The organism is Mameliella sp. CS4 (genome assembly GCF_019392335.1).
In the GTDB taxonomy this organism is placed as follows: Bacteria; Pseudomonadota; Alphaproteobacteria; order Rhodobacterales; family Rhodobacteraceae; genus Antarctobacter.
The window spans coordinates 1-13078 of record NZ_JAHXRQ010000009.1 but is presented as its reverse complement, the minus strand read 5'-3'; the positions used below and the strand labels follow the sequence as shown (position 1 = coordinate 13078).

Here is a 13078-nt window from a genome sequence, read left to right as displayed (position 1 = left end):
CGCGCCTAGAACCGCCGGGCCATCCGTGCCGCGCGGCGGGCCAGACGCGCGGCCCGTTTCGTCTGTTGCCCCTGACGGCCGCCGCCTGCGGCACGGTCGATCCCGGCATCGACCCCCTTGTTCACCAGCTTTCGCAGCAGCGTGCGAAAGATCATGTTGACCAGTTGCTGCGCGTTCATGTCCTGCTCCCATCAGATTTCGCACAGCCATAGCCCCGGAATGTGCCGATTTTCGGGCGGCTCAGTCTTCGAACAGCTCACTCTGGCCTTCGTCCATGCCTTCGTCGGCATCGACATCACCTTCGCCCGTTTGGGGCGCGCCCAAGGGCGAGGGCCGGCTTTCCAGCAGGCCGGCTGCGCGCAGATCGGCCAGCCCCGGCAGATCCCGCGCCGATTCCAGCCCGAAGTGATCCAGGAACTCCTGCGTAACCACAAACGTCACCGGGCGCCCCGGTGTCATCCGCCTGCGGCCGAACCTGATCCACTCCATTTCAAGCAACTGGTCCACGGTGCCCCGGCTGACAGATACGCCCCGGATCTCCTCGATCTCGGCCCGCGTGACGGGCTGGTGGTAGGCGATGATCGCCAGTGTCTCGATCGCGGCGCGGCTCAGCTTGCGGGTCTCGACCGTTTCGCGCTGCATCAGGAAGCCGAGGTCGGGCGCGGTGCGGATCGCCCAGGCATCGCCGACACGCACAACATGCACGCCGCGCCCCTCGTAGCGTTTGCGCAGATGGGCCAGCGCCTCGGCCGCGTCGCAGCCATGCGGCATCCGGTCGTTCAACTCCTTGACGGTGACGGGTTCCGCGCTGGCAAAGAGGATCGCCTCGACCATGCGTTCCTGTTCGCCCATGACCGGGGCCTCGAACAGGCTTTCGCGCGGGGCGCCCTCTTCGCCGGGCGTGATCTCGGGCGTGTCACTCATCACGCGACTCCTTGCGGCGCAACAGGATGGGTTCAAAGGTCCCGGACTGTTTCAACTCTGCCTTGCCCTCTTTGACAAGCTCCAGAGAGGCGGCAAAGGTCGCCGCCGTGGCCGAACGCCAGCGGACCGGGTCCTCGGCCCAGCCCTCGGGCAGATAGCTCTGGATGTCGGTCCATTGCCCGGCGAAACCGATCATCCCACGCATCCGGTCCAGCGCCTGTTCCATCGTAAAGACCTTGTCGCGGTCCATGACGAAGGGGCGGAACTCGTCGCGCGTGCGAATGCGCGCATACCCCTGCATCAGGTCCAACAGCGTGGCGGTGTATTTCACCCGTCGCACCTGTTCCATCTTTTCCGGAAAGCCCCGGGCAAAGAAATCCCGCCCCAGCTGGTCGCGGGCCATCAGCCGCGCGGCGGAGTCCCGCATCGCCTGCAGGCGTTCCAGCTGGAACGCCAGGTGCGCGGCCAGATCCTCACCCGAAGGGCCCTCTTCCGTCGGGTCCGGCGGCAGCAGCAGGCGCGATTTCAGGAAGGCAAGCCAGGCCGCCATCACAAGGTAATCCGCCGCCAGTTCGATCCGGAGCGCCTTGGCCTTTTCGACGAAGGACAGGTACTGCCGCGCCAGTTGCAGGATCGAGATCCTGCGCAGGTCCACCTTTTGAGTCCGCGCCATGTTCAACAAGAGGTCAAGCGGCCCCTCGAACCCGTCGACATCGACAACCAGCGCCTCGGCGGCAAGACGTTCCGAGACGGAAAGCTGGACAAGATCGGGCGTGTCGGGATCGCTCATGCGGGATCGGGGCGCAGGTCCTGGGCAAAGAAGCCGTCAGCCTCGGCGCGCAGCGCATCGATGTCAACCGGCTGGGGTGCGGTCCGCGCCGCCAGCGCCCGCTCTGCGCGCTGTTCCGCCGCCGTATCCATCGTACCCACGGCCTCGCACAAGGCGCGCATCTCGGCCAGGTCCCCGTTACAATGCAGGATCACGTCGCAGCCCGCCGCACGCGCGGCAAGACCGCGCTCGGCAACGCCGCCCGACAGCGCCTGCATGGAAATGTCATCGGTCATCAACACCCCGTCAAAGCCGATTTCGCCCCGGATCAGCCGGATCATGACAGGCGAGAGGGTCGCCGGCCTGGGGTCGATATCCTCAAAGACCAGATGCGCGGTCATGGCCAGCGGCAGGTCGGCAAAGGCCGCGAATGTGGCGAAGTCCTCATTGGACAGGAGGGCCTGTGGCGTGGATACGCGCGGCAGATCAAGGTGGCTGTCCAGCGTTCCACGCCCGTGGCCCGGCATGTGTTTCATCACCGGCAGCACACCGCCTTCGCGGCAGCCTGCCACCAATGCGCGCCCGTTTCGGATCACGCTGTCGCGGTCGGTCCCATAGCAGCGATTGCGCAAGACGGGATGCGTGTCGGGACGGGCGATATCCAGGGTCGGAACACAATTCCCGTCGATCCCGAGCGCGCGCAGTTCTTGCGCGATCAGACGCCCGCGGACGTAAAAGCGGCGCTCGGCCTCCGCGGCCTCGGCATCCTCCAGCGGTGGCGCCCATCCGCGGGCGAGTGGCGGGCGCAGACGCTGCACGCGGCCGCCCTCCTGATCGATGAAGATCGGCGCATCGTGGCCGGCGGCCGCCCGCAATCCGTCGCACAGCGCCCGGATCTGCTGGGCGTCCCGCAGATTGCGGTCAAAAAGGATAAAGCCGAAGGGGCGCGTCTCGGAGAAGAGAGAGATTTCCTCATCCGAGAGAACCGGACCGGCGCAGCCCAGGATGACCGCGCCGAACCTGCTCATCTCGTGACCACCGGGATGCAGTCCACTTTCTGCGCGACGAAGGCGGCGCAGAAACGGCGGGCATCCGAGAGGTCCTCGAACCCATGTGCACGCAGGCGATAAAAGGTGCGCCCGCCGGATGAGGCTTTCTGGATGACGCGATCCTTACCGGCCAGATAATCGCCAAAACGGCCATCCAGCCGGTCCCATTCACCGCGCGCGGCCTCTGGGCTGTCAAAGGCGCCAATCTGCACCAGCCGCGTCCCGGCAGAGAGCGCGTCGGGATCGATTTCGTTGACGGGCTTGGAGGCATTCCATTCGACAGCGGCGCCGGGGGCCACTGCCACGCGCGCCGTTGCGGCAAGCCCCGCGGGCCGCAGGCGCGGACGCAGGGACCGGGCAAGGCCTGGGCCGGTATACAGGTCGGGCTTGGCCTGATCCGATTTCGCCTGATCCGGCAGCGCCGACGCCAGGGCCGTCACCACCTCGGCCTCCGTGCCCTCGGGCAGCGGGCTGAGCGGCTTGGACTTGGCGGCGATCTCATCCGCAAGCGCGGCAAAGGGGCCGGTGTCCTTGGGGTCTGCGCTTTCGGGGATCGGCGCGCCCTCGGGCTGCAGCGCGATCACCTCGGCGTTGCGCGCCATCGCCGGTTTCGGGTCGACGGGCTTGTCCGGTGTCAACACGCCAAGGGCCACGTCATCGGCCTGCAGGCCCGCCGGACGCGGCGCCAGCATCAGCCGATCTGCCGGATCGGCGGCGGCTCCGCTGCCCGCAACGGCATTGACCGCCAGCCCCTGGTGATCGGCCAGCCGGCCCCCGGGATCCTTGGGCGCCTCGCGCATCGGGCCAGAGAGGGCCTGGACGATGGGCACGCCCGACACATCGCGCGCAACAACGCGATAGCCCCAGACCGCAATCCCGGCGATCAGCGCAAGCGATACAGCCGCCCCGGCCCAATTCGCGACCGAGGCCATCTTTACCGTAGCCGGGGCCGCAGGGGCCCCATCATATGTGAAATCCGCCATCTCTGCCTCTTGTCCCCGGGCGGTGCATCGCCGCCCGAATGCCTTGACTGCTCGAACAGACCCGGCAGAGGCGCGTTTTGTCAGCGCATTTCGTCTACCGGGGTCACGCCCAAGATACCAAGACCGGCGGAAATCACAACCGCGGTCGCCCGTGCCAGCGCGATTTTCGACTGTGTTGCAGCCGGGTCATCCTGAAGGAATCGCAGCTCGGGCGCGTCGTTGCCCCGGTTCCACAACCCGTGCAGGTCGGCGGCCAGTTCTCCGAGGTAGGTCGCGATCCTGTGCGGTTCCTGCGTCCGGGCGGCAATCTCGACCAGCCGGGGCCATTCCGCCAGCTTGGTCGCCAGCCCCAGTTCCGACGCATGGGTCATGCCCGACAGGTCGGCGCCCGCCAGGGCCGCATCGCTGACATCCACGCCGTCCTCGGTTGCCTTGCGCAGCACCGAGCAGATCCGCGCATGGGCATACTGGACGTAGAAAACCGGGTTTTCCTTGGACTGTTCGACCACCTTGTCGAAATCGAAGTCCAGCGCCTGGTCGCTCTTGCGGGTCAACATGTGGAACCGGGCCACATCCGCGCCCACCATATCGACGAGATCGCGCAGGGTAATAAAGGTCCCTGCCCGTTTCGACATCTTGAAGGGCTCGCCGTTCTTGAACAGTTTGACCAGCTGGATCAGCTTGATTTCCAGCGGCACCTTGCCGTCGGACAGGGCCGAGACGGCGGCCTTCATCCGTTTGACATAGCCGCCGTGATCGGCGCCGAAAATGTCGATCAGCAGGTCATAGCCCCGGCTCACCTTGTCATAGTGATAGGCGATGTCGGGTGCGAAATAGGTCCAGCTGCCGTCCGATTTCATGATCGGCCGGTCCACGTCGTCGCCGTGATCGGTGGACTTGAACAGGGTCTGTTCGCGCGGTTCCCAGTCCTCGGGCTTCTTGCCCTTGGGCGGTTCCAGCACGCCACGATAGATCAGCCCCTTGTCGCGCAGGCTGTTGATGGCCGCCTCGATCTTGCCCGTGCCATACAGCGACTTCTCGGAAAAGAAGTGATCCATCTGCACGCCCAGCATGCCCAGGTCCGCACGGATCACCTGCATCATGGCATCGGTGGCGAAGTCGCGCACCTCGACCAGCCAGACCTCCTCGGGCTGGTCGATATAGGTCTCGCCCACCTTGGATTTCAGTGCCTCACCCACCTCGACGAGATAATCGCCGGGATAGGTGCCATCGGGGAATTCGACCTCGCGGCCATGTGCCTCGAGGTAGCGCAGATAAACCGACCGCGCCAATACGTCGACCTGCGCCCCGCCATCGTTGATGTAGTATTCGCGCGTGACGTCATAGCCCGCATAGGCCAGCAGAGAGGCCAGCGCGTCGCCCACGATGGCGCCGCGCGCATGGCCGACGTGCATCGGCCCCGTCGGGTTGGCCGAGACATATTCGACGTTCACTTTCTGGCCCTGCCCGAAATCGGTCCGGCCATATTCCGTGCCCTCGTTCAGGATGCGGCCCGGCAAGGCCTGCCAGACAGAAGGTGCCAGCCGCAGGTTGAGGAACCCCGGTCCGGCCACCTCGGCGCTGGCGATGCGGTCGTCGATGCGCAGTTTGGCGGCCAGCGCCTCGGCGATGTCGCGCGGCTTGGCCTTGGCGGGCTTGGCCAGGACCATCGCGGCATTGGTCGCCATGTCGCCATGCAGCGGATCGCGCGGCGGTTCGGTGGTCACAGGATCGGTGTTCAGCCCCTCGGGCAGCGCGCCCTCTGCCTGGCAGGCGGCGATGGCATCCAGCACAAGGCTGCGGATATCGGAAAACAGGTTCATGTCAGCGGCTCCAAACTTGGCCGGTCTCTATCACTTTGGGGGGTGGCGTCAAACGTCCTCGGCGGGGGCCTCCGGCGCCTGACGTTCCGCGCGTTTCGGCAGGCGGGCCAGCAGGTGCGTGCCCGGACCGCCGCGCAGCTCATCCTCGGGGCCCAGCAGGCGCAGCGTTCCGTTCGGTCCCAGCTCGGCGAAGGGCACCGCCTCGGGCTGTGTCTCTCGCCAATCCTCGGCGGTGAATTCCTCGGTCAACTTGGTGACGCGGAACTCGCACCCGCCCGCGATGGCGGCATTGGCCTCGAAATAGGTTTCGTTTGCGCCGAATGCCTGTCCGCCCAAGGTCGCTGGCAGGGAATGCCGGCTGGAGGTTTCGCGCACACGCTTGAGCTGAAAGACATTCTCACGCCCGAATTCCGGCGCCAGGTCGGTCGCGACCAGCGTGTTGTAGGCGTCATTGTCGCTGGCGCAGATCAGCTTTTCATAGGCCACCAGGTCAACACGCTCTTCAGCCGCCTCGGACAGGATGTCGCCGTAAAACGTGTCCAGCCCCGCCTCTCGCGCGCTGCGGAGATGGGCGTTGTTGGGGTCGGCGACGATGACCGGCAGTTCCATCTTCTTCAGCGCGGCGCCCAGTTCCACCGCCCATTTCGAGCCCCCCATGATCAAAACACCCGGCAGCCGCGATGCGGTCAGCCCCATCACGCGGGCCATCGGCGCCAGAGTGAACCCGTGCAAGACAACGGTGGCCGCCACCAGCGCAAAGGCCAGGGGCGCGATCCGCTCCGCATCCGGCAAGCCTAGTTGCGCCAGCCGCTCACCGAACAGACCGGCGACCGCCACCAGCACCACGCCGCGCGGCCCGGTGAAAGCCACCAGCAGCCGTTCGCGCCACGGCACATTGGTAAAGGCCAGCGCCGCCAGCACCGGAAGAGGGCGGGCCAAAAGGATGACCGCCAGCACAAAGGCGCCCGCGCGCCAGTCCAGCACCGCCAGCCGCTCAAAGCTCATCCCAGCCGCCAACAGAATGAAGACGCCCGAGACCAGCAGCACGGTGGCATGTTCCTTGAAACGGTAGATCTCGGTGAAACTCGGCAGTTTCGCGTTTGCAATCCACAGGCCCATGATCGTCACGGCCAGCAGGCCGGATTCATGCAGAACGTGGTCGGCCACTGCGAACACGCCCAGCAGCACCACAAAAAGCACGGGCACCTTCATGTATTCGGGCACCCAGGCCAGCCGAAAGGCACGCACCACGCCCCATCCCGCCGCCAACCCCAGCGCCGTGGCGATGACAACGCCCATGCCGATCTCGATCATCGCGTGGCCTGCACTGGTCGCGGTGCGCAGCACCATGACGACCTCAAAGGCCAGAACAGCGGCCAGCGCGCCCACGGGATCGTTGACGATGGCCTCCCACTGCATCAGCGCGGCGGGGCGACGTTGCAACCGGGCCTGTCGCAAAAGCGGCGCGATCACGGTCGGCCCGGTGACGATCATGATGCCGCCAAAGACGGCCGAGGACTCCCAGCTGAGCCCGGCGACGAAATGCAGCGCCGAGGCCGAGGCGATCCATCCCAGCGGCGCGCCGATGAAAACCAGCCGCCGAACCCCCTTGGCCGCATCCGACAGCCGGTGCAGATCCAGCGTCAAACCGCCCTCGAACAGGATGATGGCCACGGCCACGGCGATCATCGGTTGCAGCATGTCACCGAATTGGGTCACAGGGTCCAGAACGCCCGTCACCGGGCCGACGACCAGACCGGCGACCAGCATCAGCACAATCGCGGGCAGGCGCAACCGCCACGCCAGCCACTGGCTGCCGACCCCAAGCGCCCCCACCAGCCCGAAGGCCAGGACGGGATCCAACCCGCCCGTTTCCGCAACTGCCATGAAACGCTCCCTGCCCTGCTGCCCGGCCTTGTATCCGGGTCAACCTAGCAGGCGCCCGCGCCGCCGCAACCGCGCAGCACGGAGCGCCGGAAGGCGCGTGACGTCAGTTGACCCCGTCGCCGGGCCACATGCCCTTGAGAACGTCGCGCCCGGTCAGCCGTGCGTGTTGCTGCAACGCGAAACGGTCGGTCATCCCGGCGATGTAATCGGCGACCAGCCGCGCCAGCGCCGTTTCTCCCTCGGCCTGGGCCACGTCACCCTGCCAGCGCTGCGGCAGCAGCGTCGGGTCAGCCATGTAGATCGGGAACAGCTCGTTGACCGCCTGTGTCACCCGGGCGCGCTGTTCCATGACTTTGGGCGCGCGGTACATGTTGGCAAAGAGAAAGGCGCGGATCTGCTTGAGGTCGGTCCACATCGCGTCGGAAAAGGCGATCACCGGATGCCCGAGGTCGCGGATCTCCTGCGCGGATTGCGCGCCGGAGCCGACCAGTTTCGCCCGCGACGTCTCGATCAGGTCCGACACCATCGCCCCAAAGACCCGCCGCAGCGCCTCGTACCGGCGGCGGTAGCCGTCGGTCGTGGGGTATTTGCGGTCAACCTCGGCATAGGCCTCGCCGACGATGGGCAGCGTGGCAATTTCCTCCTCGGAGAACAGCCCGGCGCGCAGCCCGTCGTGCAGGTCGTGGTTGTTGTAGGCCACATCGTCGGACAGCGCGGCGACCTGCGCCTCGGCGCTGGCATGCGTGTGCAACTCCAGGTCGTCCTCGGCGTTGTACTCGGCCAAAGCGTGCGGGATCTCTCCGACCAAGGTGCCGTCCGGACCCAGAGGCGCCACCGGGCCGTTATGCTTGGCAATGCCTTCCAGCGTGTCCCAAGTCAGATTCAGACCGTCGAACTCGGCATAGTGCCGTTCTAGCCGGGTGACGATGCGCAGGGTCTGGGCGTTGTGATCGAACCCGCCAAAGGGCGCCATGAGCGCGTGCAGGGCGTCCTCTCCGGTATGGCCAAAGGGCGTGTGGCCCAAGTCATGCGCCAGCGCCACCGCCTCTGTCAGGTCGGTGTTCAGGTCCAGCGCATTGGCGATGGTTCGCGCCACCTGCGCCACCTCGATCGAGTGGGTCAGCCTGGTGCGATAGAAATCGCCCTCGTGCTCGACGAAGACCTGTGTCTTGTGTTTCAGGCGGCGAAAGGCGGAACAGTGAATGATCCGGTCTCGGTCGCGCTGGAAACAGGACCTGTGGGCGCTTTCCTCTTCCGGAAAGCGGCGCCCCCGGGCACTGTCATGTGTCGAGGCAAAGCTGGCGCGCATGTGCATGAGTCCCAAGTTGCTTGTCCCGCCGATCTCTTATCCGGCTGGTCCAGCAAAAACAACGACTTGCGACAGTGCGCCCGGATACCCCCGGCGCGGCCGCCAATATCGGCGCCCGATGGCGGGTGAAGGCCCGGTGTTGCGGGGCGGTTTTCAGCCCCGATCACGCGCCGCCGACAGGGATTCGCGGGCATGCCGGCCAAAGACCTCGGAAATCGCCGATTGAGCCTTTTCAGTCACTTGGCGATTTGCCCCTCCTCCGAAACGTCCGGGGTTCCTTACTTTGCCGGGTTCCGGCGAAAAGATAGACTGGGGCCAAGTATTTTAAGCGTTCAACCCTTGGAGAAAGCCATGTTCAGCCCCCTGCGCAGCGTCGCGTTTTGCTGCATCACCCTCGCCCTGCCGGCGCCCGCGCTGGCCGATCTTGTCCTCGACAAGGACAGTGACCCCAAGAAGCGGGTGAACGAAACCCTCGTCCTGGACCCAACGGCAAAGCCGGAAAAGGATGACGGCACGATCACCATCCGGTCCAAGAACCCGACCGCGATCAACCCCGGCGCGCCGCCGGCCAAGGCGCCCAATCCGTCGACGCGCCCGCCACGTCCGACGCCGCCGGACGGCCCGATCGTGACCCAGCCGATCCTGAACCCGGGCGCCACCCCGCCGCCCGGACCCAGCCCGGTCGAGCCGCAACAGGCGCGCAGCCCCCTGCCCAAGCCCGTGCCGCTGCCCACGAACCCGCCGCCGCGCAATGCGGGCGCACCGATCGACCCGACACCCACCGTCGACGTCAAACCGCTTGAGGAAATGCCTTATATTTCCTTCGCGGCGCCCGCCTACAGCGATGGCTACGAGGTGTCGATCATCAACAGCATGCGCGGCACCGGCCGCATCCGTGTGACCACGGATTACGGCCCGGTCTATTGCTCGGGTTTCGTCTTTGGCCCCTCGGTGGTTGCGACATCCTATGCCTGCGTGCCCGGCATTCTTGACGATCCCCAGGTTGGCGCCAGCAAGATCGAGGAAGTCCGCATCGTCTTTGACCATGTCTTTCCCGACCAGCGGCTGTGGACGGCACAGGGCTATGTCCTGACGCTGGACACCGAACTGTCGAGCCCCGAAACCGGTCTGGCGATCCTGCATATCGCCGATCCGGACACCAGTTTTGCCGCCGACCGTATCCAGCGCGTGGGCCAGGCCACGCCCGATCCGCGCGCGCCGCTCTATATGCTCGGCTTTCCGCGGGGTGGGTCCATGCAGATGCAGCATTGCAGCGCCCTGCCGACCGATCCGGCCTACCTTCCCGCCAAGTCATTCGAGCACAACTGCCTGAGCGACTACGGCGACCTGGGCGCGCCGATTTTCGACGCCGCGACCGGCGCGGTTGTCGGGTTGCACCTGAGCCACGAACTGTCGACCGGCCGACGCTTTGCGCAGAACATGATCGACCTCGCCAACTGGATCGGCGATCAGCAGTAAACGCCTTGGCACTTCAGCCGTCCGATGCACCGCCCCCTTCCCTCTCGGAAGGGGGCGGCTTGCTTGAAGGGGGGCGTGTGATGCATATATTGAGGCCGAACAGGTTGAGAGGACACAATGCAACTGCCGCCGAAAGTGACCGACCGTGCCTTTGCCCGCCTCGCCGAGATCGGCGCCGCGGCAGATGGCAAGGCCCTGCGCGTGGCCGTCGAAGGTGGCGGCTGCTCGGGGTTTCAGTACGACATCAAGCTGGACAACCCCGCCGATGACGACATGATCATCGCCGAGGGAGAGGAGCGCGTGATCGTCGATCCGGTTTCCCTGCCCTTCCTGTCCGGGGCCGTCATCGACTTTTCGGACGAATTGATCGGCGCGCGGTTCACCATCGAGAACCCCAACGCGACCAGTTCCTGCGGCTGCGGCACATCGTTTTCGATGTAGACCAAGCCGTTGTCCGACCACGAAAAAGGGCGCCCCGATGGGCGCCCTTGGTGTTTCAAGCTGACCAACAGGTCATTCGGCAGGGATGACGCGGGGCCGCGACATGTGTTCCTCGAGCACCAGCCAGAAACCCGATCCGACCACCAGCATCACACCCGCCCAGGTGCCCAGCGTCGGGACCTCTCCGAAGACCATGAAGCCGATCACGACCATCCAGACGAACTGCAGGTTCATCAGCGGCGTTGCGACATAGGCCGGCAAGAGGCGCAGCGCCTCAGCCACCACGTAACGCGCGGCGAACAGGGCGACGGCATAGGCTCCGACCCATCCGAGGTCTGTCAGGCTCATCGGTTTCCAGACGAAGGGCAGCGCCAGCGCCATGACAACCATCAGCGCCGCGTTGGGCCAGAAGACCTGCGCCAGGGGCGCACGTTCCACCTTGGCGATGGCCCGCGCCGCCAGCATCGAGCCGCAGCCCGAAACCGCGGCCAGCAGGGCCCAGGCGTGGCCAGCCTGCGCACCGGACAGACCGCCCGGCATCAGGAAGAGGATGCCGCCGACACCAAGTCCCAGCGCCGCCCAGGCAGCGGGACGCGGCGTCTCGCCCAGCACCGGGCCGGACAGGGCGGCGGCGATCAGCGGGATCAGGCCGATGAACAGAAAGACATCCGCGAAGGGCAACAGGCGAAAGGCCTGGAAGAAGGCCAGCGATGCAATCACCGTCAGCACGGCGCGGATCGCCATCGCCTTTTTCGACCGGACCCGCAGGCCGGGACCCTTTGCATCAGCCCGTGCCCCCGCGAGAGACAACAACAAGACCAGCGCCGAGGAGAGGACAAACAGCTGGGGCGCGGCATAGCCACCGGCAATGAATTTGGTGATCCCGTCCGCCGCGGCCATCATGCCGGTGTAGACGAGGATGAGCGCCGCACCCAGCGTCGCCCCGGAAAGCGCCAGCCGGGTCATGCGCGACCCGCCCGGGCAAAGCCCTCGAAATAGGCGTCGAACAGCGCGCTGGACTGCGAGGCGACGCTCAGCAGGTCACGCGCCTCGGGCGACAGTGAGGGCTCCATCCGGGGCCGCATCCTTCCCCAGTCACCCGAACGGTGATCCAGCCCGTAGATCGCCTGGCTCAACTCGCGCAACACGGTCTGGGCGCGGGCGCCGCGCTCGAAGCGCAGGCGCTCGTCGCAGACCGGCTTGCGGAACATTGGCGCGCCGGTGACGGCCTGGTGCCAGTTGCACACCAGATATTCATGATAATCGTCGTTGATCGAGGCATGGGCATCCGCGACGACGCCGTAGGCCCCGGTTTCCTGTTCCAGCCAGGCGGTCCAGACGGCGGGCGGCATCTGACCCGCATGACGCAGAGCAATGCAGATTTCCGCCAGCAAATCGGCGTTCTGGTCCAAAAAGGCGGTCAGCCCGGCGAAATGCAGGCTCTGGATGGCCTCTTCGGGCAGATCCGGATCGCGGCGGCCGTATTCGGACAGGTAATAGACGATATGCGTCAGTTCATAGGCGGCTTTCTTGTTCGGCAACGAGAACGTTTTTGTGCGCGAGCAGAAGGCGCGCAACCGGTCGTTCAGCCCCGCATCGCGGATCGGGTCGACACCGCGCCGGGTCATCAGGCGCCGCGCTTCGGCGCGTTGCAGGTCGGACAGTTCGGCCTCTGCCAGCCCTTCGCGGGCGGCGAAATCCACCATCTTCTGCGCTTCGTGCCCCGGCATCCCGAGGTCTTCGAGATCCAGCGCCAGCGAGAGGATGAAACGGTAGTATTGCGGAAAGAACTCCAACCGCTGCACCGCCTGGGCGTAGAACCCCGCATGGCGGGCCAGCGCCTCGGGGGCGACGGCCTGGCCGGTGCATTCGAGGATGTTCAGAAGTTCCGCGTTTTCCTTCAGCCAGAATACGTCGTCGCCGTGGCGGCGGTGATCGGCGAAGGCTCCCAGAAGCGCGGTGATCCGCGCTTCCAGGGGGGCTATCCGGGTCGGGACGGTCAGGTGGACGACATTACTCATCGCTTGGCTCTCCTCTGTCTTGGCAGAGCGCCTTTCGCCCCGCCCGGGTATCAGTGACGTCGATCAGGCGCGCGCCGGGCCGGACCACGAGGTGAAGGCTTCGACGCTGTCGCCAGCTTCACGGTCACCGGCTGCGGGACCGGACCAGCTGGTGAAGGCCTGCACGTTGTCACCGCTTTCGATGTCGCCTGCCGCCGGGCCGGACCACGAGGTGAAGGCTTCGACACTGTCGCCAGCTTCACGGTCACCGGCTGCGGGGCCGGACCAGCTGGTGAAGGCCTGCACGTTGTCGCCGCTTTCGATGTCGCCTGCCGCAGGGCCGGACCACGAGGTGAAGGCTTCGACGCTGTCGCCAGCTTCACGGTCACCGGCTGCGGGACCGGACCAGCTGGT

12 protein-coding genes and 1 pseudogene are annotated in these 13078 nt (G+C 66.1%); 2 read left to right on the top strand and 11 right to left on the bottom strand.

Going from position 1 to position 13078, the window contains the following annotated elements:
* Positions 1-5: 5 nt before the first annotated feature.
* The 8 genes from KZZ07_RS12445 to KZZ07_RS12410 form a co-directional block, all read right to left on the bottom strand.
* Positions 6-179, bottom strand: coding sequence for a hypothetical protein (locus KZZ07_RS12445; protein ID WP_219514533.1), 174 nt, complete (start codon positions 177-179; stop codon positions 6-8).
* 61 nt (positions 180-240) lie between these two features.
* On the bottom strand, positions 241-924 hold the full coding sequence (scpB, locus tag KZZ07_RS12440; protein ID WP_219514532.1) for an SMC-Scp complex subunit ScpB: 684 nt from the start codon (positions 922-924) through the stop codon (positions 241-243).
* Entirely contained in the window at positions 917-1714 is a 798-nt protein-coding gene (locus KZZ07_RS12435) for a segregation and condensation protein A (RefSeq protein ID WP_219514531.1), read from the bottom strand. The genes scpB and KZZ07_RS12435 overlap by 8 nt, the downstream gene beginning before the upstream one ends.
* Complete coding sequence (locus KZZ07_RS12430; RefSeq protein WP_219514530.1) at positions 1711-2721, bottom strand: glycoside hydrolase family 3 N-terminal domain-containing protein; 1011 nt, start codon at positions 2719-2721, stop codon at positions 1711-1713. The genes KZZ07_RS12435 and KZZ07_RS12430 overlap by 4 nt, the downstream gene beginning before the upstream one ends.
* Positions 2718-3725, bottom strand: a complete 1008-nt coding sequence (locus tag KZZ07_RS12425; RefSeq protein WP_219514529.1) for an SPOR domain-containing protein — start codon at positions 3723-3725, stop codon at positions 2718-2720. The genes KZZ07_RS12430 and KZZ07_RS12425 overlap by 4 nt, the downstream gene beginning before the upstream one ends.
* Before the next feature lie 80 nt (positions 3726-3805).
* The gene (gene argS / locus KZZ07_RS12420; protein ID WP_219514528.1) at positions 3806-5548 is read right to left on the bottom strand and encodes an arginine--tRNA ligase; all 1743 of its coding nucleotides are present in this window, start codon (positions 5546-5548) and stop codon (positions 3806-3808) included.
* 48 nt (positions 5549-5596) lie between these two features.
* Positions 5597-7435: a cation:proton antiporter gene (locus KZZ07_RS12415; protein WP_219514527.1), complete on the bottom strand. Its 1839-nt coding sequence runs from the start codon at positions 7433-7435 to the stop codon at positions 5597-5599.
* A 103-nt stretch (positions 7436-7538) separates the two neighbouring features.
* On the bottom strand, positions 7539-8750 hold the full coding sequence (locus tag KZZ07_RS12410) for a deoxyguanosinetriphosphate triphosphohydrolase (protein ID WP_255564333.1): 1212 nt from the start codon (positions 8748-8750) through the stop codon (positions 7539-7541).
* 345 nt (positions 8751-9095) lie between these two features.
* On the opposite strand from KZZ07_RS12410, the gene KZZ07_RS12405 reads away from it, so the two are divergent.
* Both KZZ07_RS12405 and KZZ07_RS12400 read left to right on the top strand, forming a co-directional pair.
* The gene (locus KZZ07_RS12405; protein WP_219514526.1) at positions 9096-10223 is read left to right on the top strand and encodes a trypsin-like serine peptidase; all 1128 of its coding nucleotides are present in this window, start codon (positions 9096-9098) and stop codon (positions 10221-10223) included.
* A 117-nt stretch (positions 10224-10340) separates the two neighbouring features.
* Positions 10341-10664, top strand: coding sequence for a HesB/IscA family protein (locus tag KZZ07_RS12400; RefSeq protein ID WP_219514525.1), 324 nt, complete (start codon positions 10341-10343; stop codon positions 10662-10664).
* A 72-nt stretch (positions 10665-10736) separates the two neighbouring features.
* On the opposite strand, the gene KZZ07_RS12395 is transcribed toward KZZ07_RS12400, so the two are convergent.
* The 3 genes and pseudogenes from KZZ07_RS12395 to KZZ07_RS12385 all read right to left on the bottom strand — a co-directional run.
* On the bottom strand, positions 10737-11630 hold the full coding sequence (locus tag KZZ07_RS12395) for a DMT family transporter (protein ID WP_219514524.1): 894 nt from the start codon (positions 11628-11630) through the stop codon (positions 10737-10739).
* Positions 11627-12685, bottom strand: coding sequence for a DUF6902 family protein (locus KZZ07_RS12390; RefSeq protein WP_219514523.1), 1059 nt, complete (start codon positions 12683-12685; stop codon positions 11627-11629). The genes KZZ07_RS12395 and KZZ07_RS12390 overlap by 4 nt, the downstream gene beginning before the upstream one ends.
* Positions 12686-12748: 63 nt before the next feature.
* Positions 12749-13078 (bottom strand): annotated as a pseudogene (locus KZZ07_RS12385) (hypothetical protein); the annotation flags it as partial.

What these genes read in the sequence shown, in the direction of transcription:
- KZZ07_RS12445 (WP_219514533.1), bottom strand. Translation starts at nt 179, where the DNA reads ATGAACGCGCAGCAACTGGTCAACATGATCTTTCGCACGCTGCTGCGA.
- scpB (WP_219514532.1), bottom strand. Translation starts at nt 924, where the DNA reads ATGAGTGACACGCCCGAGATCACGCCCGGCGAAGAGGGCGCCCCGCGC.
- KZZ07_RS12435 (WP_219514531.1), bottom strand. Translation starts at nt 1,714, where the DNA reads ATGAGCGATCCCGACACGCCCGATCTTGTCCAGCTTTCCGTCTCGGAA.
- KZZ07_RS12430 (WP_219514530.1), bottom strand. Translation starts at nt 2,721, where the DNA reads ATGAGCAGGTTCGGCGCGGTCATCCTGGGCTGCGCCGGTCCGGTTCTC.
- KZZ07_RS12425 (WP_219514529.1), bottom strand. Translation starts at nt 3,725, where the DNA reads ATGGCGGATTTCACATATGATGGGGCCCCTGCGGCCCCGGCTACGGTA.
- argS (WP_219514528.1), bottom strand. Translation starts at nt 5,548, where the DNA reads ATGAACCTGTTTTCCGATATCCGCAGCCTTGTGCTGGATGCCATCGCC.
- KZZ07_RS12415 (WP_219514527.1), bottom strand. Translation starts at nt 7,435, where the DNA reads ATGGCAGTTGCGGAAACGGGCGGGTTGGATCCCGTCCTGGCCTTCGGG.
- KZZ07_RS12410 (WP_255564333.1), bottom strand. Translation starts at nt 8,750, where the DNA reads ATGCACATGCGCGCCAGCTTTGCCTCGACACATGACAGTGCCCGGGGG.
- KZZ07_RS12405 (WP_219514526.1), top strand. Translation starts at nt 9,096, where the DNA reads ATGTTCAGCCCCCTGCGCAGCGTCGCGTTTTGCTGCATCACCCTCGCC.
- KZZ07_RS12400 (WP_219514525.1), top strand. Translation starts at nt 10,341, where the DNA reads ATGCAACTGCCGCCGAAAGTGACCGACCGTGCCTTTGCCCGCCTCGCC.
- KZZ07_RS12395 (WP_219514524.1), bottom strand. Translation starts at nt 11,630, where the DNA reads ATGACCCGGCTGGCGCTTTCCGGGGCGACGCTGGGTGCGGCGCTCATC.
- KZZ07_RS12390 (WP_219514523.1), bottom strand. Translation starts at nt 12,685, where the DNA reads ATGAGTAATGTCGTCCACCTGACCGTCCCGACCCGGATAGCCCCCCTG.